This window comes from Nitrospinota bacterium (assembly GCA_016217735.1).
Classification (GTDB): Bacteria; Nitrospinota_A; UBA7883; order JACRGQ01; family JACRGQ01; genus JACRGQ01.
The window spans coordinates 1-18,310 of sequence record JACRGQ010000063.1 but is presented as its reverse complement, the minus strand read 5'-3'; the positions used below and the strand labels follow the sequence as shown (position 1 = coordinate 18,310).

At 60.0% G+C, this 18,310-nt stretch carries 19 protein-coding genes; 4 read left to right on the top strand and 15 right to left on the bottom strand.

The annotated features are described in order from the left end of the window. Position 1: 1 nt before the first annotated feature. From HZA03_10295 to aroF, 4 genes are all read right to left on the bottom strand, one after another. Positions 2 to 883, bottom strand: a complete 882-nt coding sequence (locus HZA03_10295) for an MBL fold metallo-hydrolase (protein MBI5638346.1) — start codon at positions 881 to 883, stop codon at positions 2 to 4. A gap of 6 nt (positions 884 to 889) precedes the next feature. Continuing rightward, the gene (locus HZA03_10290) at positions 890 to 1,738 is read right to left on the bottom strand and encodes an HDOD domain-containing protein (protein ID MBI5638345.1); all 849 of its coding nucleotides are present in this window, start codon (positions 1,736 to 1,738) and stop codon (positions 890 to 892) included. 68 nt (positions 1,739 to 1,806) lie between these two features. After that, the gene (locus HZA03_10285; protein MBI5638344.1) at positions 1,807 to 3,705 is read right to left on the bottom strand and encodes an ATP-dependent DNA helicase; all 1,899 of its coding nucleotides are present in this window, start codon (positions 3,703 to 3,705) and stop codon (positions 1,807 to 1,809) included. A 20-nt stretch (positions 3,706 to 3,725) separates the two neighbouring features. Further along, the gene (gene aroF, locus HZA03_10280) at positions 3,726 to 4,742 is read right to left on the bottom strand and encodes a 3-deoxy-7-phosphoheptulonate synthase (GenBank protein ID MBI5638343.1); all 1,017 of its coding nucleotides are present in this window, start codon (positions 4,740 to 4,742) and stop codon (positions 3,726 to 3,728) included. A gap of 179 nt (positions 4,743 to 4,921) precedes the next feature. On the opposite strand from aroF, the gene HZA03_10275 reads away from it, so the two are divergent. Beyond that, positions 4,922 to 5,485 (top strand): hypothetical protein, encoded by a 564-nt coding sequence (locus HZA03_10275; GenBank protein ID MBI5638342.1) that lies wholly within the window; start codon positions 4,922 to 4,924, stop codon positions 5,483 to 5,485. A 24-nt stretch (positions 5,486 to 5,509) separates the two neighbouring features. On the opposite strand, the gene HZA03_10270 is transcribed toward HZA03_10275, so the two are convergent. Together HZA03_10270 and HZA03_10265 are read right to left on the bottom strand one after the other, a co-directional pair. Further along, complete coding sequence (locus HZA03_10270; protein ID MBI5638341.1) at positions 5,510 to 6,004, bottom strand: MogA/MoaB family molybdenum cofactor biosynthesis protein; 495 nt, start codon at positions 6,002 to 6,004, stop codon at positions 5,510 to 5,512. Next, positions 5,997 to 6,296 carry a hypothetical protein gene (locus tag HZA03_10265; GenBank protein ID MBI5638340.1) on the bottom strand — a complete coding sequence of 100 codons (300 nt, stop codon included), beginning with the start codon at positions 6,294 to 6,296 and terminating at the stop codon, positions 5,997 to 5,999. The genes HZA03_10270 and HZA03_10265 overlap by 8 nt, the downstream gene beginning before the upstream one ends. 254 nt (positions 6,297 to 6,550) lie before the next feature. Between HZA03_10265 and HZA03_10260 the strand changes: the two genes are divergently transcribed. Further along, complete coding sequence (locus HZA03_10260; GenBank protein ID MBI5638339.1) at positions 6,551 to 9,418, top strand: hypothetical protein; 2,868 nt, start codon at positions 6,551 to 6,553, stop codon at positions 9,416 to 9,418. Between the two features lie 11 nt (positions 9,419 to 9,429). Next, positions 9,430 to 10,707, top strand: a complete 1,278-nt coding sequence (locus HZA03_10255; GenBank protein ID MBI5638338.1) for a hypothetical protein — start codon at positions 9,430 to 9,432, stop codon at positions 10,705 to 10,707. A gap of 18 nt (positions 10,708 to 10,725) precedes the next feature. On the opposite strand, the gene HZA03_10250 is transcribed toward HZA03_10255, so the two are convergent. The 6 genes from HZA03_10250 to HZA03_10225 all read right to left on the bottom strand — a co-directional run bounded on the left by HZA03_10250 (position 10,726) and on the right by HZA03_10225 (position 15,099). Further along, positions 10,726 to 11,064 (bottom strand): nucleotidyltransferase domain-containing protein, encoded by a 339-nt coding sequence (locus HZA03_10250; protein ID MBI5638337.1) that lies wholly within the window; start codon positions 11,062 to 11,064, stop codon positions 10,726 to 10,728. Then, on the bottom strand, positions 11,043 to 11,435 hold the full coding sequence (locus HZA03_10245; protein MBI5638336.1) for a HEPN domain-containing protein: 393 nt from the start codon (positions 11,433 to 11,435) through the stop codon (positions 11,043 to 11,045). The genes HZA03_10250 and HZA03_10245 overlap by 22 nt, the downstream gene beginning before the upstream one ends. 92 nt (positions 11,436 to 11,527) lie before the next feature. Continuing rightward, positions 11,528 to 12,460, bottom strand: coding sequence for a hypothetical protein (locus tag HZA03_10240; protein ID MBI5638335.1), 933 nt, complete (start codon positions 12,458 to 12,460; stop codon positions 11,528 to 11,530). A gap of 59 nt (positions 12,461 to 12,519) precedes the next feature. Then, positions 12,520 to 13,698 (bottom strand): 8-amino-7-oxononanoate synthase, encoded by a 1,179-nt coding sequence (gene bioF, locus HZA03_10235; GenBank protein ID MBI5638334.1) that lies wholly within the window; start codon positions 13,696 to 13,698, stop codon positions 12,520 to 12,522. Next, positions 13,691 to 14,650: a biotin synthase BioB gene (bioB, locus tag HZA03_10230; protein ID MBI5638333.1), complete on the bottom strand. Its 960-nt coding sequence runs from the start codon at positions 14,648 to 14,650 to the stop codon at positions 13,691 to 13,693. Before bioB ends, bioF begins: the two co-directional genes overlap by 8 nt. Before the next feature lie 32 nt (positions 14,651 to 14,682). Beyond that, complete coding sequence (locus HZA03_10225) at positions 14,683 to 15,099, bottom strand: Hsp20/alpha crystallin family protein (GenBank protein ID MBI5638332.1); 417 nt, start codon at positions 15,097 to 15,099, stop codon at positions 14,683 to 14,685. 183 nt (positions 15,100 to 15,282) lie between these two features. Between HZA03_10225 and tpx the strand changes: the two genes are divergently transcribed. After that, entirely contained in the window at positions 15,283 to 15,777 is a 495-nt protein-coding gene (gene tpx, locus HZA03_10220; protein ID MBI5638331.1) for a thiol peroxidase, read from the top strand. Here tpx and HZA03_10215 read toward each other — a convergent pair whose 3' ends face one another. From HZA03_10215 to HZA03_10205, 3 genes are all read right to left on the bottom strand, one after another. Further along, positions 15,778 to 16,548, bottom strand: coding sequence for a 2-hydroxyglutaryl-CoA dehydratase (locus HZA03_10215; protein MBI5638330.1), 771 nt, complete (start codon positions 16,546 to 16,548; stop codon positions 15,778 to 15,780). Beyond that, positions 16,545 to 17,546: a 2-hydroxyacyl-CoA dehydratase gene (locus tag HZA03_10210; GenBank protein MBI5638329.1), complete on the bottom strand. Its 1,002-nt coding sequence runs from the start codon at positions 17,544 to 17,546 to the stop codon at positions 16,545 to 16,547. The genes HZA03_10215 and HZA03_10210 overlap by 4 nt, the downstream gene beginning before the upstream one ends. Next, positions 17,543 to 18,310 (bottom strand): PDZ domain-containing protein (locus tag HZA03_10205; protein ID MBI5638328.1); only part of this gene is annotated, 768 nt, incomplete at its 5' end. The genes HZA03_10205 and HZA03_10210, both read right to left, overlap by 4 nt.

The following is an 18,310-nucleotide window of genomic DNA, read 5'->3' as shown; positions in this document are numbered from 1 at the left end:
GTCAGAAGTCCACCGTCATGCCTTCCCGCGCGCCGAAAACGTCGATGGTGAGACCCGCGGCGGCGATACGGTTTCGCATATCCTCCACGATCTTTTTCTCGTCGTCGTCTTTACGGTCGGGGTCGTGGTGAAACAGGGCATAGCGTTTTATGCCCGACTTGGCGACCAATCCGAAATTGTGGGCGGTGGAACTGTGTCCCCATCCCACATGCGAGGGATATTCCGCCTCGGTGTATTGGGTATCCATCACCAGCAGATCGGCCCCGCGTATGAAGTCCACCAGCCGCCCGTTTTGCTCGGCAATGATCTGGTTCATCTCTTCTTCGCTCTCCTCTTCCCCGAGGAAATTGTAGTATGGCTCATGGTCGGTGCAGTAAACCACCGCCTTACCTTCTTTTTCAAACCGGTAGCCGAGGCAAAGTACCGGGTGATTGAGGTACTTCGTGCGGATGTTGTAGCCGCCGATGTTGATATTTTCCTCTTTCAGTTCATGGTAGTGGATTTTCGCCTGAAGCTCGGCCACGCGCACCGGGAAGTAGGTGTATTCCATCTGCCGGTCGAGAATTTCCTCCAGCGATTTTTCGTAATGCACCGGGCCGTAGATATGCACGGTGTAACCGGGAATCAGCAACGGGGCGAAGAACGGCAGTCCCTGTATGTGATCCCAATGCGTGTGGGAGAAGAAGAGGTGTATCTCTTTTTTGTCTTTGTGGTTGCGGGCCAAATCGATGCCGAGCTTGCGGATGCCGGTGCCGGCGTCGAGCACAATCACCGGGCTGCCGCTATCCATCAGTTGCAGGCAGGAGGTATTGCCGCCGAAATGGGCGGTATCCGGCCCCGGCGCCGGTATTGAACCCCGCACCCCCCAAAAGCTCAAATTCATATTTTGCTAATTCTTAAGAAAAACTTTCGCGTCTTCAACTGATTTCCCCAAGTCTTTAAAAACATCGTCTACCCCATTTTCAGAGATTTTAAGTATATCCCAAACTTCGGGTGAAAGCATTTCCATTCCGGCGCGCCCCTTGATCCCGATTTCAGCCCGGTTGCAATACCAGTCGGTCAGGTGAACGGCCGCCTTCACTTGGTCGTTTGGGCGGCCGAACTTCGGGGAGTGATGCTCGGCGATGGTTTCGCGCAGTTGCTCCGGCAGTTCCCACTTTTTCGCGATAAGCATGCCCAATTCCGTATGGCTCACCCCCATGAATTTCTCCTCCACCTCGGATTTCGCCACGCCGGGCCGGTATGCGGGATCGGAGAGACGGGCATATTCGTCCGGCAGATGCTGCACAAAAATAACCTTGCCGATATCGTGCAGCAGCCCGGCGATGAAATATTCGTCGCGCTCCTGCGCCGGCACACCGAGGCGCGCCGCCACGGTTTTGCTCCCCACCGCCACGCCCAGCGAATGTTCCCAGAATTGATCGCTCGTAAAAAACCTGAAGTTGTTGCGCATTTTCATGCTGCCGATCACCGCGCTGCCGAGGGCCACGTTTTTGATCGTGTTCACCCCCAGCAGGATCACCGCGCGGTTGAGCGAAACCACCTCCTGTTTCATGCCGAAGTAGGCGCTGTTGATAAGGCGTAACACTTCCGCGGTAAGCACCGGGTCGAGGCTGATTGCGTGAATGAGATCTTTGGGCGAAGCACGCAGGTCATTTGACAGGTGCATCACCTTCGCCACAGTCATGGAAAAACCGGGAAGACGGTCGATGTGTTTTGTTATTTCCTCTTTTACCATATTGATAATTTATCTGTTTCACCCATTATCATAACGGTTTCACACCTTGCGTCAAAACAGTTTTTATCTTACTCCCAGCGGAGCGCGTCGAATCGATCCGCCACCGGCGCGGGGGGAAGCGATTTCAAAAACGTCTTGCCGTACCCTTTGCTCCGGATGCGGCTGTCGGCGATCATCATGATGCCGCGGTCGGTGCGGTGGCGGATAAGGCGCCCGATTCCCTGCCGCAGGGCCAGCACCGCTTCGGGAAGCTGGTACTCGGTGAACGGTTGGCCGCCGTTCTTTTTTATCCGGTCGATACGGGCCGCCAGCACGGGGTCGCCGGGGGAAGAGAACGGCAGCTTGTCTATGATGACGCAGGAGAGCGATTCCCCTTTCACGTCGACTCCCTGCCAAAAACTGCTGGTGGCCAGCAGCACGCTCTCCACCTCCGAACGGAACCGCTCAAGCAGCGCGGTGCGGGACGCTTCTCCCTGCATCAGCAGGGTGTACGGCAGGCGGCCGGTCAGCCGCTTGCGGATTTCATACATGCCCCGGAACGAGGTGAAAAGAAAGAGCGTCCGCCCCTTCACCAGCGTAATGAGCTTGACCGCCTCTTCGGCCAGCGCGTCGGTGAATTGCGGCGACGCGGGATCCGGCAGGCGGGGGAGGTATATCTGCGCCTGTGTGGCGAAATCGAACGGGCTGGGCAGCGCCATCGTTTCGGCGGCGTCCAGCCCGAGGCTTTTGCGGAAGTAGGAGAAATCCCCCGCGGCGGCGAGCGTGGCGGAGGTAAAGATGGTGGTGTGGCCGGCGTAGAGGTTGGCGCGCAGCAATGGCGCCACGTCGATGCTGGAGGCGTTAAGGTAGACCCCGCCGCCGCGCGTCTCGCCCCAGAAAATGTACTCGTCGCTCTCGGCCTTGAGTATCGCCCGCAGATCCGCGGCGATGGCGAAATGGCGGTGCGCCATGGCGCGGGTGGAATCGGGAAGCGGGTCTATTTTCCCTATCTTTTCCTCCAAATACGCCAACGACGTCAACAGCGCCTCCGCCGCCTCCGCATCCGGGGGCGTCTCTTTCAGGCTGAAGCGTCTCTCTTCCTTCCCGTGGCGCTGAAAACGGGAAAAGAAATTTTTGGCACGGGTGTCGAGGTTGTCGAGGTCGCGTATCAACTCCGGCCGGTTGGGGGGCTTGGCCTCGTCCAGTTCGCGCAGGGTATCGCGCACCAGTTCTTCCAGCCGGTGGTTGCTGACGGCAAAGCCGAAATACTGCGCCGCGATCTCCTCCACTTCATGCGCCTCGTCGAAAACCACCGCCTGATAATCGGGCAGCACATTCCCCGCCCCTTTGCCGCGCAACGCCAAGTCGGCGAAAAAAAGATGGTGGTTCACCACCACCACCTGCGCGGCTTCCGCCTCCTTGCGCAACGCCCCGACGAAGCAGTCGGTGCCGCGTGGGCATTTTTGGGCGATGCAGAAATCGGTGTTGCCGCAAACCTGCGCCCAAAGCGGGTGCTCTTCGGGCACGGCGGACAGTTCCGCCTTATCGCCGGTCTTGGTGGTTTGAGCCCATCCGAGAATGGCATCAAACAGCTTGGCCTCCCCCTTGCGCTCCAGCAACGGCATCTGGGAAAACCGCTTGAGCCGGAGCGGACAGAGGTAGTTGCCGCGGCCTTTCATCATCACGGCGGTGAACTCGCGCCCTATGTATTGGCGCAGGAAGGGGATGTCCTTAAAAAATATCTGCTCTTGCAGGTTTTTGACGCCGGTGCTGACCACCACCTGCAGGCCGGAGAGGATGGCGGGGACGAGGTAGGCCAGCGTTTTGCCGGTGCCGGTGCCGGCCTCCACCACCAGTTGGCCGCCGTGGGCGAGGGTTTTCGCCACGGCGTGCGCCATGGCGAGCTGTTCGGGGCGGTGTTCGTAATCGGCCAAGTGCCGCGCCAGCAATCCCCCATTTGGGGAAAAGACTTCGTCGATGGCGGGCACCGGCTTCCCGCCCCCCCCCCTTAGATGGTGCGGCCGACCGCCAAAGCGACCGGGCGGAGCTCTTCCATCAACCGGCTGAACTTTTTCGGCTTGAGCGACTGCGCGCCGTCCGAGTAGGCGGCTTCGGGACGGTTATGCACCTCGATCATCAGGCCGTCGGTGCCGCAGGCAACCGACGCCTTCGACATGGAGGCGACATACTGCCAGTAGCCGGTGCCGTGCGACGGATCGACGATGACCGGCAGATGGGTAAGCTCTTTCAGCACCGGCACCGCCGAGAGGTCGAGCGTGTTGCGGGTGGCCGTTTCGAAGGTGCGGATGCCGCGTTCGCACATGATCACGTCGCGGTTCCCTTCGGCGAGGATGTATTCGGCGCTCATCAGCCATTCCTGGATGGTGTTGGCGAGGCCGCGTTTGAGCAGCACCGGCTTGCGGGTCTGCCCGATCAGCTTGAGCAGCGAGAAATTCTGCATGTTGCGCGCGCCGATCTGGAGGATGTCGGTGTACTTATAGATCAGGTCGAGGTCGCGCGGGTTCATCACCTCGGTGACGATGGGGAGACCGGTTTCATTTTTCGCTTTCTGCAGCAGCTTCAGCCCCTCTTCCTCCATCCCCTGGAACGAGTAGGGGGAGGTACGCGGCTTGAACGCCCCGCCGCGGAGTATCTGCGCGCCGGCGGCCTTCACATCTTTGGCTATGCCGATGATCTGGTCTTCCCCTTCCACCGAGCAGGGGCCGGCCATCACCACAATGTGTTTGCCGCCGATCTTCACCCCATCCACGTCGATGATGGTGTCTTCTTTCTTCACTTCGCGCGAACAGAGCTTGAACGGCTTCAGGATCGGCACCACGCTTTCGACGTAGGCCAGCGATTCCATCGATTCGAGGCGCGATTTGTCGCGGCCGTCGCCGACGGCGGCGATGACGGTTTTCATTTCCCCCGCCAGCTTGTGGGGGGTGTATCCGGTCTCGCGGATCAGCCGCTCAACTTCTTCTATGGCCTCTTGCGGAGCGCCCGCTTTCATCACGATAATCATCTGTGTCTGCTCCCTTTGTTAATCCGGTAAACAATATATGATACCGTCCTTGCGGTCAAATCCCAAACCGCGGCGCGGCCTTTATTGGGGAATTTAAACTGATCCACTGCCCCTTTTTGCGCCTTCCCCGCCAAACGTGATTGGCCCGGCGGCGCGTTCTCTGCTATGATCCGGATATTATGGCATTGGGTGATTTAAGCGTTCTGGAGCAGGAAGAAGCCGCGCTGGCACAGGTGCTGCTCAAGCACAACCTGCTGAAGGAAGAGGATATGAACCGCTTCCTCGCTTACCGCGTCAACCGCCACGCCGCCGGAAAAAAATTCATCGGCGGAGTGCTGATCGACCTCGGCTACATCACGCAGGCCGACATCGACGCGTATGTAAAGGAAAACCAGGAGGCGCATACCACGTTCCTCAGCAAAATGGCGGATGAAGGGTACCTGACCCCCGAACAAGGGGCTCTCGTGCTGCAAAAAGTGAAGGAAACCGGAAGCGACGTGATTACGGTCATCAACGACCTGAACATCATGACGCGCGAAAATTACATCCGCATTTTTAACAACCGGGCCTCCACCCTCCGGCTGGGGGAGTGGCTGGTTCTGGAAAAAAAGAAAATAACCCAAAAACAGCTCGACCACGCGGTGAAGGCGCAGAGCATCAATACATTCGACGACTATTTGAAGTTCCACAGCATCGTGAACCCCGAAGTGGTGGACAAGATCAAGGAAAAACTCGCCGGCTGATCCCGTTGCTTCCTTGGCAACGTTCTATGGTTGGGCGCACTCGGCGGTATCCCCCTTGGCCTTCTTCACAATATGCGGGATGGCGCGGTGAACCGCCTCAAGGTTTTCCACCGCCGCTTTGGGGGCGCCTGGAAGGTTGATCACCAACACAGCCCCGATCATCCCCGCCAGTCCCCGCGAAACGACGGCGTTTACCGTTTTTTCCAGCGAAGTGGCGCGCATCGCCTCCGGGATGCCGGGAAGCTCCCGTTCCAGCAGCGGCTTTGTGGCTTCGGGCGTAACGTCGCGCGGGGAGACGCCGGTGCCGCCGCTGGTCAACACCAGATCAACCGCGCCGCTCTTGGCCATCCGCATGATCTCCGCCCGCAATGGCTCCACCTCGTCCGGCACGATGGCGGCATGCACCACCGTATAGCCGTTCTTCTCCAAAAATCCACGCAACGCCGGGATGCATTTATCCTCTTTGCCGCCCCCCGCGGAACGCGAATCGGACGCAACCACTATCCCCACCCTAACCATTGAGTTTTTTCCGATAGTCATCCAGACACTGCTGCGAGCAGAAATACTGCGTGGTGGCCCCGGTGTTTACCTTGACCGCCTGATCGGTGGCTATCCACGCGCCGCACGACGGATCCTGCGCCATATCGGCGGCACCGGTTCCCGGCGCCCCGCCACCCGGCGGCTGCCGCTGATTGCCGCGGCCGTGCGGCGTGATGACCTCAATATGGAAGCTTGCGCGGAATATCCGGCCGATGAGCCGTATCACCAAGAGGAACACGAGCACCCAGAGCGCGAAGCGTAGCAATCCCATGCGCCGATTGTACTCCGCGCCGCGGGAGCGGACAACCTCGGAAAGCGGGACAGTTTGTCCGGTTTTGCCCTCCACGGCTGTCCGTATAGCGGACGGCTCCTGTATAAAAGGCCGGAAAAACAGCCGTATAACGATGGCATGTGGATTGCTCTATGAAGTCCCGAGGAACTTTGTCCCTTGACGGGATAATGCCGGACTGATACCTTTCAAGAAGCATACATAATTTGCATTTTTAGGGGAAAACCAGGGTGCCTTTGAACAAACGTCTTTTGCTAGCACTCTCTCTATTCGCCCTGATTCTATTCGGCCACCCCCACTCTTCTTATGCGGCCGATTTTGGCAGCCTGATCAGCCCCGGCGAACTCGGATCGTTCCACGCCGATCTCGAAGGGCTTTCAAACTGCACCAAGTGCCACACCAAGGGCGAAGGGCTTCCGAACGCCAACTGCACGTCGGTGGGCTGTCACGCCGGCGTGGCGGCGGCCCAAGCCATTAAAAAGGGGTTGCACGGCGGCGTGGCGGACCAGCAATGCGTGAAGTGCCACAAGGACCATAAAGGACGCGGTTACCGCGGCACCGAAGGGGACATCAAGAAATTCGACCACGCCACCACCGGCTACAAGCTGGTGGGCAAGCATTCACCCGTCGAATGCATCAAGTGCCACACCGCCAAAACCAAAAAAGGGATCGTCAGCTACGCCGGCCTTGAAACCGCCTGTTTCAGTTGCCACAAAAAAGACGATATCCACAAAGGCACGCTCAAGGAGAAGTGCGAAAACTGCCACAACACAAACGGCTGGAAAGGCAAAAACGTCACCTTCGACCACGACAAGCCCTACAAGCTGGAAGGCAAACACGCCAAAGTGGAATGCGCCAAGTGCCACACCGTGAAGGGATTGTTCCAGGTGGAGAACAAGGAACAGTGCATCACCTGCCACAAGAAAGACGACAAGCACAAAGGGGGCCTGGGGCCGAAATGCGAAAGCTGCCACGTGCCGGCCAACTGGAAACAGATACAGTTCGACCACAAGACAACCAAATACCCGCTGCTGGGAAAGCACGCGCAAACGCCGTGCGAGAAATGCCATGTGGAAAGGGCCAAGGGGGTCTTCAAGATTGCGAAGTACGACGCCTGCGACGCCCCCGGCTGCCACGACAAAGGAAAGTTCGGCAACGTGCATGACAAGCAGTTCGCCGGGAAAAAATGCGAAGAGTGCCATGCCGTGCAGGGCTTCAAGCCGGCCACCTTCAAACATGAAGACCCGGCCTATCCGGGCTACAAGCTGAAAGGCAAACACGCCAAGCTGGAATGCGAAAAGTGCCACCGCCCCGACGCGGTCACCAAAGTGGCGCTCTTCAAGCCGATACCCAGCGACCGCTGCGACAACGCGGGATGCCACGACATCAAGGAGCGGGGCAACATCCACGGCCCGCAGTTCAAGGGCCAGATGTGCGCCGGATGCCACAACGAGGAGAACTGGAAGCCGAGCCTGTTCGACCACGCGGCCGCCGCGTACAAAGGCTACAAGCTGAAGGGCAGGCATACCGCCCTGAAATGCGACAAGTGCCACGCCCCCGACGTGGTCACCAAAGTGGCGCTCTTCAAGCCGATAGCCAGCGACCGCTGCGACGGCGCCGGATGCCACGACATCAAGAGCCGCGGCAACATCCACGGCCCGCAGTTCAAGGGCCAGCTGTGCGCCGGCTGCCATAACGAGGAAAACTGGAAGCCGAGCCTGTTCGACCACAACGCCGCCGCATACAAAGGCTATAAGCTGGAAGGCAAACACGCCGCCATGAAGTGCGACAAATGCCACCGGCCCGACCCGCTCACCCAGGTGGCGCTCTTCAAGCCGATAGCCGCCGACCGCTGCGATAACGCCGGGTGCCACGACATCAAGGAGCGGGGCAACATCCACGGCCCGCAATTCAAGGATGCAAAATGCGAGCAGTGCCACACCCCGAAAGAGTGGAAGCCGAGCCTGTTCGACCACAACGCCGCCGCATACAAAGGCTATAAACTGGAAGGCAAGCACGCCGAAACGAAATGCGACAAGTGCCACAAAACAAACGGCGGCGGCATCCCGACATTCCGCGGCATCGACGCGAAGAGCTGCGCCGGCGCGTATTGCCACAAAGACCCGCATGCCGGCCAGTTCCGCGACAAGGCATGCGAGCAGTGCCACACCCCGAAAGACTGGAAACAGCTGACCTTCAACCACGGCACCCAGGCGCGCTTCCCGCTGGAAGGCAAACACACCGGCGTCACCTGCGAAAAGTGCCACGAAGGCAAGGTCTGGAAGCCGCTCAAATCCGAGTGCCTCGACTGCCACCGGAAACAGGACGACAAAGCGCACCAGGGCAAGATGGGACCGAAGTGCGAACAGTGCCACACCGCCGTGAACTGGGAGCCTAAGAGCTTCTTCCACGAAGTGACCGGCTTCACCCTGCAAGGCGCCCACACGCAGATCGCCTGCAACGAGTGCCACAAAACCAAGGGCATCTTCACCGGACTTGGATCCGACTGCGTGAAGTGCCACACCGATCCGCACTACAACCAGTTCGGCCCCGCGGCCTGCGGCCAGTGCCACACCGCCAAAAACTGGTTCCCGGAAAAATTCCGGCATACCGAGACCGGCTTCCGGCTTGAAGGGGGACACCGCGCCGCCACGTGCGAGCAGTGCCATCAGGCGCGCAACTACCGCAACACCCCGCAAACCTGCTACCTCTGCCATGTGGCCGACTTCACCAAGCCGGCCGCCGCGGCTTTCCACTCCAGCGGCAACACCAACTGCGTGGTATGCCACAAGAGCGGCGCATTCACCTGGACGGGAGCCACATTCAGCCACAAGAGCATGACCTTTACCGGGGCGCACATCGCGGTGAAGAACGACTGCGCCAAGTGCCACGCCGCCAGCGGCGGCACACTCTCGATCCCCGCCACATCGGTGGAATCAGGCTGCTTCAAGTGCCACACCTCCGGCGCGACGCCCGCCATGGCGCCAAGCCTGACCTATCAGGGCAAGCATACCGGCGCGAATCCGTGCCCGACGGACTGCGCCCTCTGCCACACGACATCGACCTTTAAGAACCCGGCCTATAACGGACCGGCCTGCAATTGATGGTGACGGACATGAAGAAGGGAATATTTACCGCCGGGTTGCTGGCGGGGCTGATGGCGGCCGCGCTCCCCTCCCCGGCTTCCGCCGTGGAAATCAAGGGACGCGTTTCAGAATCGCTCTTTATGCAAAACGACGACGCGGCCAACCAGACCTACAATTTCACCCGCACCCGCCTCTACCTCAATGCGCTCGGTCTGGCCGATAAAACCGACTTCCACTTCGACGGGCAATACCGCACCGTGGGCGGCAAGGACTACAACAGCCATATCGACAACACCCGCATCGACCAGGTGAATGTCGATATGCAACATGTGGCCGGCACCGGAACCAGGCTGACCCTCGGCCGGCAGTACATCGACCCGATGCCCGGCGCGAAGGTGGACGGCCTCAACGCGGATTTCGCCTTGGGCGAGACGGCCGGGGCGGGGCTTTTTGGGGGAACCAAGGCCGACCCGTTGCAAGACTACTTCACCAGCGACTACACCACCTACGGACTCTACACCTACCTGCGCACAAAGGGATTTTCCACTTCGATCGGTTTGGCCGCCAGCCAGCACAAGGGCAATGAGGACGAAATGTACCTCTACGGTTCGCTCGCCTGGTCGCCGGACGACGCCATGAGCCTATACAGCTCGTTGCGGGTGGACAACAAGGTTTCCGGCGACGCCAGCGGCAACAAAGACGGCCCCGACATCACCACCCTGTTCGTGAACATGAACTACCGGTGGGGCTGGACGGCACGGCTGAATTTAACCTATAACCAATACCGCGCCATCTGGCTGCAAGACACCATGAAATACGGCATCGACCACAATATCAACCGGAACTACGGCGTTTATGCCGATTACAGCATCACCAGCGGCGGCAAGATATACACCGACCTGTCCTATGCCACCCGCGGCAATGACGGCAAAGACGGCAACATCATGGGCGTCGGTTACCGGCAAAACGAGATGCCGGGCACGATGTATTGCAACCTCGCCTACCGGGCGGTGAACTATTACACCAACAAGGGATGGCAGGGCTTTTTCGCGGTGGGGGCGAACCCGCGCGAAGATATCGGCGGCGAAGTGAGCGCCACCTACATGTCCAGCAAACAGGACAACGCCGACGGCGATCTGACCCAGATGATTTACGGCGCATCGGTGAACTACAGCGTCACCAGGCAGCTCTTCTTTTACGGCATGCTGGAGTACAGCGACCAGAATATCCCCACGCTCAACGCCGTGAAGTACCCCTCCAGCTACAAAACCACCTCGGTATTCCTGAACCTCGACTACCGGTTCTAGGCATCCGCCCGGAAGGTATCATTCCGGCTTGCGGTAAACCGTTTCCCCGTCTTCGGCGAACTGCGCAAAGAGCGAACCGCCGCTTTCAAACTCCTCTTCGGTGAGGGTGATAATATCGAACGGCACCTGAAACTGCTTCATGGCGGTGATCTCGGCGTTCTTCGTCAGCGCCGCGCGCTCGAAGATGCTCTTCCCCGCAAAATCCTCCGAGATAACCAGCAGGTCGATGTCGCTCTCCTCCTGTTCGTCGCCGCGTATGCGGCTGCCGAAGAGGATGATCCGGTCGAGATGCAGCCCTTCCGCGAGAAGGATGTCCTTCAGGCGGCCGATAGCGGTTATAACCTTCCCTTTATCCATTCCAACGCTTTCCTCCCCTCCATGAGGAGATCACGGGTCATTCCCTCGCTGAACGTATCGAGCATCTTGTGCAGGTCATCCGGATAGCGTATCTGCGCGCTCACGCGGTTGAGCGTGTAGAGGTAGTCGAATATCGGATCCGGCACATGCAGCTTCATCCGTTCCACCAAATAGACCAGACTGTGGGTTTTTGGGGGAACGCGCCGCAGCTTGGCCGTGTAAACGCCCTTCAACGCCTTCTCCAACGCGAGGTGGCACATGAAAACGGCGTAGAAGAAGCGTCCCACCCCCAGAACGAGGTCGGCGGTATCCATATCGAAATCCGCCTGCCGCAGCCATTCCAGCGGCTTCTTCTTCATCCGTTCCCCCATGTACGGTATTCTACCCCGTTTCCGCGACTTGGGGCGCAATTCACGCGGCGGTTATGGGGGGAACGCGCGCGGCGGGCGGCGCGGCGGGGAAATCAGGTGATGTTGTCCGCTTTTTCTTCGTAACCGGGCGGGGGCCACTGACCAAGGCGGCGCAACAGGTTGCAGCCGTATTCTTCGCAGAGGTAGAAACTGAACATGAAGTCGTCGCGGTCGATTATTTTCGCTTGCATGCCGGTGGGTGTTCCTTTGGCGCTCAGATATTCCAGGCGCACTTTGCCGGTCTCCGTCTCTTGGGCCCAGTAGCAATTCTCGCCGCCGCCGATAACGTCCACCTTCTCGTGGTAATGACCGTCGATTTTGCCGTCGATGAGGGTGGCGGTCGGCTCGGCGTTTTCGGGGCGCTTTTTCCCCGTCGAGGAGGTGTAGAAGGAGGTGCCGCCTCCGCCCGTGCCGGCGGCGGGAGGCGCGAATTTCGGTTTTACCCGGGGGGCGATGCGTGGCGCCGCGGGGGGCGCTTCCGGCTTTGCCGCCACGGGCGGCGTTTCCACCTTGGGCGCGGCGGGAGCGCTTTTATCCACCGCGAAAGGGTTCACGCCGTACCCCACTTTTTTTGATTTTTCGGATGCCGCCCCCATGCTGAACGATTGCACGGTGAGCGGTTTGTCGGAAAGGACGTTCTCCATTTTCTCGTTGAAGTCGGACATGGTGAACGGTTTCAGAATGAAATCGGTGGCGCCCGCCTTGAGCGCCGTGCTCATTTCGTTAAAGTGACGCTTGTCGGCCACCAGCAGGAAGCGATAGTGTCCCGAAAATTTGGCCTTCATCGTCTTAATAAGTTTTATGGCGCCGCCCGCGGGGGTATCCCAATCGACGATGATGAGGTCGATAAGGATTTTTGGCAGGGCCGCCTTTCCCAGAAGACCCGCCATGCCGGAATAGGGATCAATCGACGAGGCGATTGCCTGGTCGAAGTCCTCCTGCGATTCCACATCAAGCACATTCGGGCATCCGATCTTGCGGATCATGATGTCGATGATGTGACGCGCTTTGACGTCTTTTTCAAACAGGATGATCTTTTTCGTTTCTATTGCGCTGTCCCCTTATGTCCGCCGCCAATGTGCGTTATCAATCCCCGGATCATTGCGTCCCTGTCTTGCTCCGTATGCGCCAGGGAAAGCGTTAAACGGAGCCGGGAAGTCCCTTCTTGGACGGCGGGAGGCCGTACAGCCTGAAGAAATATCCCATCGTCCCACAGCCGTTTCGCGGCTGCCAAGGCATCGCCCGCTTCCCCGATAACGAGCGGTATTATATAGCTTTTAGACGGAATAGCAAAACCAGCGGTTTTTAGCCGCTGGTGGCAGCCTTCGGTGGCGCGAAAAAATGCGTTACGTTCCGTTTCAAAATTTCCCAGTATCTCCACCGCTTTCAGGCTTCCCGCCGCCACCGCGGCCGGCATGGCGGTGGAAAATATGAAGCTGCGTGCCCTGTTCAGCAGCCAATCAACGGTGCTTTTTTTTCCCGCCGCGAACGCCCCCATGCCGCCGGCCGCCTTGCCCAGCGTTCCCATGAGAATGTCGATGTCATGCTCCACGCCAAACAGTTCCGGTGTGCCGCGCCCGTTTTTTCCCAACACGCCGAATGCGTGGGCATCGTCCACATAAACGTATGCCCCGTATTTTTTCGCCAACGCGCAGATGGCATCGAGCGGGGCCATGTCGCCGTCCATGCTGAAAAGGCCGTCGGTAATGATCCAGCGGGCGCGGGCGGATTGTCCTTTCTTTAAAAGCTTTTCGAGGGCCGCCATGTCGCGATGCGGGTAGCGCGCGAAATCGGCGCGGGAGAGGCGGCAGCCATCCACCAGCGAGGCGTGGTTGAGCTTGTCGGCGATGATGAAATCCCCTTTGCCCGCGATGGCCGGGATCACGCCGCTGTTGGCCGAAAAGCCGCTGCCGAAGAGCAACGCCGCCTCCATGCCAAGAAACGAGGCGATGTTTTTTTCAAGCTCCGCGTGGGGAGTCCGCGTACCGGAGATGAGGCGCGAACCGCCGGAGCCGAAGCCGTACCGGTCCAGCCCGTCCTTCACCGCCGCCACAATGCGCGGGTCGTGCGAAAGGCCGAAGTAGTCGTTGGAGCAAAAGAGAAGAAGTGTGCGCCCGTCTATCGTGACGGTGCGCGCGGAGCCGCCATCGAACGCCGTGGCGGCGCGCAGCAGCCCGCGGGCGGCCAGGTCTTCCAGCCCGGCGGAGAAAATATCGTCAGTCAACGACCTCCAGCTCCAGGTCGGCGATCATTTCCAGGTCGTCCGCGGCGGCGCGGCCTTTGGTGGTGAGGTAATTACCCACCATCGCGCTGTTGGCGCCGGCAAAAAACATGAACGATTGCAGGCCGCGCAGATTCACCTCGCGGCCGCCGGCCACCTTGATGTCCCTGTCCGGCAGGTAGAGCCGGAAAAAGGCGATGATCTTGAGTATCTCCAGCGGCCTGAGCGGCGGCTGGTTTTCCAGCGCGGTTCCCTTTATCGGATTGAGGAAATTGAGCGGTATGGAGTCGACGCCGAGCTGGCGCAGTTCTTCGGCGAATTCCACGCGCTGTTCGGGGGTCTCTCCCATGCCGAGAATGCCGCCGCAGCAGACGCGCAATCCCGCCGCCTTCGCTGCGCGGATGGAATCCACGTTCTCATCGTACGAGCGGGTGGAGCAGATATTGGGGTAGAAGCCGCGGGCCGTCTCCAGGTTGTGGTGGAATTCCTGCAAGCCGGCCTCCTTCAGCGCGCGGGCCTCATCCTCGTCGATAACGCCAAGCGACGCGCAGCGGTGGATGCCGACGGTCTCCTTCATCTCCCTGATCCGGCCCAGCAGTTCGTCGAACTCCCCCGCGCGGGTGACGGCTCCCTTGCCGCTGGTGACGATGCCGAACTTGTGCGCGCCGCTTGCAAGCGCCGTCGCGGCGGCCCGCGTTATGGTTCCGCCATCCACCAGCTCATAGGCCGGAACTTCGCTGGACGCGTGAACTGATTGCGGACAGAAGGCGCAATCTTCGGGACAGCGCCCCGACCGGGCATTGATGACGGAGCAGAGCGAGACCCGGTTTCCCTTGTAAAAGCGCCGCACACGGTCGGCCGCGGCCATAAGCGGCATCACATAATCGGCGTGGAGATTGACGATCTCCAGCGCTTCGCCGCGCGCCAGCGGCTCGTTGCGGAGCGCCTTTTCCATGCAGTTGTTTATCAGGGCGTATGGCTGGTTCATTATTCTATTTCCACGCGGACGTATTCGGGGCTTTGCCCCTTCTGTTTTTTTACCACAATCATCAGCACGCCGAAACGGTATTCGGCGTGAACCTCGTCTTTTTCCACGATGACCGGCAGGCGGAAGGTGCGCTGGAACGAGCCGTAGTTCCGCTCCAGGCAGACGTACCGTCCGTGGCCGGTCTTCAAGGGGCGTTTCCCCTGGATGGTGATGTAGTTCTCGCTCATCTCGATGCGGACGTCTTTTTCCTCAACGCCGGGAAGCTCGGCGCGGATCACCACATCGTCGGCGGTCTCATACATATCCACCGGCGGCACCCACGCCTGCGCGCTGGCGGAAACGGAACGCCCGCCATTTTCAAAAAAGCGCTCCATCGTATCCTTCGGGGCGGCCGGTTCATGACGGCGGTGGGCCATTGGGGGTACTCCTTATGTTAAGGATGAAAGTATACCAAAGATGGAGGCCGTGAAAAAGGGAACTCCGGCAATCGCCCCGTATCTCCCCTTCGACATCCGTTGTTGTCGCGTATAATGACCGGGAGAAGTTCACATTGGGTTTGGCTAAGTAATCACACGCAACCACGTTACAAGGAGACAGCGATGGCTAAAATCACTCTCAAGGGAAATCCGATAAACACCGCCGGGAACCTGCCGTCCATCGGGGCCGCCGCGCCCGGCTTCAAGCTGGTGAAAACTGACCTCTCCGAAGTCACGCTTGCCAGCTACGCGGGGAAAAAGAAGGTGCTCAACATTTTCCCAAGCCTTGATACGCCGGTCTGCGCCACGTCGGTGCGCCGCTTCAATCAGGATGCCGCCAAGATGCCGAATACGGTGGTGCTGAATATTTCCGCCGACCTGCCGTTTGCCCACAAACGCTTTTGCGCCGCCGAGGGAATCAACAATGTGGAGAACCTCTCCACCTTCCGGAGCGGCTTCGCGGATGACTACAAAGTGAAAATCGTGGACGGCCCGCTGGCGGGGGTTTGCTCCCGCGCGGTGATAGTGCTGGACGAACATGACAAGGTGAAATACGTCGAGCAGGTGCCGGAAATCACCCAGGAGCCGAACTACGAAGCGGCCCTGAAAGCGCTCTGATCAGGCGTTGACGGCCGCGGCTTCGAGGGCGCAGCCGATGGCGCCATTGAAGAGGGGGTGGCGCGGGACAATGAGTTCCGCGCCAAGTTTTTCGCCCAAAAATTCCAGCACGCCGCCGTTGCAGGCGACGCCGCCGGTAATGACATATTTATCCGATCCGTACCGCCGCGCCAGCGGCGCCAGCCGTTGCGCCACCGAGAGGTTGGCCCCGGCGCAGATATGCCCGATATCGGCCCCTTCCGCCAGCGCGCCGACCACTTCGGATTCGCCGAAGATGGCGCAGGTGGCGGAGAGCGGTACCGGCTTGTCCGTGTGTCCGGCCAATTCCTCCGGCGTGATGCCCAAAATCGTGGCGATGTTTTCCAGATACCGGCCGCTACCGGCGGCGCATTTATCGTTCATCACGAAATCATCCACCTCGCCGCCGCGCACCCGGACCACCTTGGTGTCCTGCCCGCCGAGGTCGAGGAGGGTGAAATCGGAAAGTCCGCTCTGGTACGCCGCGCCGAGGGTGTGCGCCTTGATCTCGCTGATGACGGCGGAGCCTTCTATCCGGACGTTGTAGCGGCCATAACCGGTGCTCACCACCCGCTCATAGGCAAAACCCTTTTCCAAAAAAACCGGCAGGCGGGAGATATCCACTTTTCCCGCGTGGCGGCACAGGGTGTAGAACTTGATCGTATCCAGTTTCTCGGCGAAGAGCAGCTCTTCGCCATCGAACGCGGCCAGCTTGACGTAGCGGCTGCCGACATCGACGCCGAGCGTTTTCACGACGCCGCCTTCCGCCGCTTGCTCCCCAGCATCTCGCAAAAGCCCTCGATGCGGAGGCGGGTGCGCGCGTCCAGCGGGCCGGGGGCGTCCCCTTCCACCGTCAGCAGCGGCAGCCCGGCGAGGTGCTTGCGGAAAACCACATCTTCCATCTGGTGATGGCAGAACGACTGCACATAGTGAACCACCCCGTGGACGCCACGCCGGGAAATTTCCGCCTCGATGTCGCGTACGCGGCTGAAAACATCGTAGGGGTAGGTGTAACGCCGGTAGCGCTCCACCAGGTCGCCGGTTTCGAACGGGAAGGTGAACTGCCGCTGCACCTCATTGAAGATCACGCGCGCCCCGCGTGTTTCGAGGAACTGGTAGATGTCGGTGAAGATCGGCGGCACGCCGATGTAGGCGAGGCGGATCGTTTGCGGAAGCGGTTCACGCGCGGCGGCCTCCGCCATGAAGGCATCCACCTTTTGCTCGAAGCGCTCCATGTCGCCGTCCATGTCGCTGGCGCTGACGAGGAAGAGGTGGTTTTCAAATCCGGTTACGGTGTTTTCGCGCCACGTCATTTCGTCTATGCGGTGCAGTTTTTTGCGGATGCGGTCCATCCGGCGCATCATCGCTTCGGCATCGGCGAACGTGATCCCGAAAAAGGCGGCCAGCTTATCCATCTGCCGTTTCAGCAGGCCGTAATCGCGGTCGTACGGATAGGCGAAGGGAATCGATTTCACCCCTTCCGTCCCGAGTATCTCGGCCAGCGAGCGGGTGTGCGAGCAGTCGCCGTCGCTCACGGCGATGACGCTCTCGACGTTGGCGGCAAGCGCCGCGCCGTACATTCCCTTGATCCAGCCGCAAACCGCGCGCGGCAGGCCGCCGCGCTCGGCCCGCTCCAGCATTCCCATCGGGGCGGCATCGGCGATGAAAATGTTATTCAGGTCGACCGGCACCCCCCCCGCCGCGAAGATGAACTCGGCGGGGATGGTGGTGGTGATGCCGACCCGTCTCATTGCTTGCTTTGCGGTTCCGGTATCGGCTCTATCACGATGAAGGTGGAACTGCTGCCGCGCCGCACGGTAAAGAGCACCGCTTCATCCGCCGGTATTTTCGCCAGCAGGTCGCTGAATTGCCCCACGTTCGCCGCCGGCTGGCGGTTCACCTCTTCGATCACGTCGCCGCGCTGGATGCCGGCCTGAGCCGCCACGCCGCGCGGGTCGATGCCGCTGACGGCCACCCCTTTAAGCCCCTTGGGGAGGTTCAAGCCTTTTTCAATCTCGGGGGTGATGTCGCTCACCACGATGCCCAGGTCGTCGTAGGTCTCTTCGCCTTTGGCGGCCGCCTGATAGGCTTTTTCCCCTTCCCGCAGATCGCCCAAGGCCATTTTCAAGGTCATTTTTTTGCCGTTGCGCTCCAGTTCCAGTTCCACCGCGGTGCCGGGCTTTTGCTCGGCGACATAGCGGGGAAGGTCGCGCGAATCTTTCACCTCTTTACCGCTGAATTTCGTGATAACGTCGCCGCGCTTGATGCCCGCCGTTTCGGCCGGCCCGCCCGGCGCCACGCCCCCCACCAGCGCGCCGACGGCGCCCTTCAGCTTAAGCGCCTTTTGCAGTTCGGGGGTGATGCTCTGGATGATGACGCCCAGCCAGCCGCGGCTGACGCCCTTCTTTCCCTTGAGGTCCGCCAGTATCTGTTTTGCCATGTTGATGGGTATGGCGAAGCCGATACCGATGTTGCCCCCTTGGTTGCCGGGGAGTATCGCGCCGTTAATGCCGAT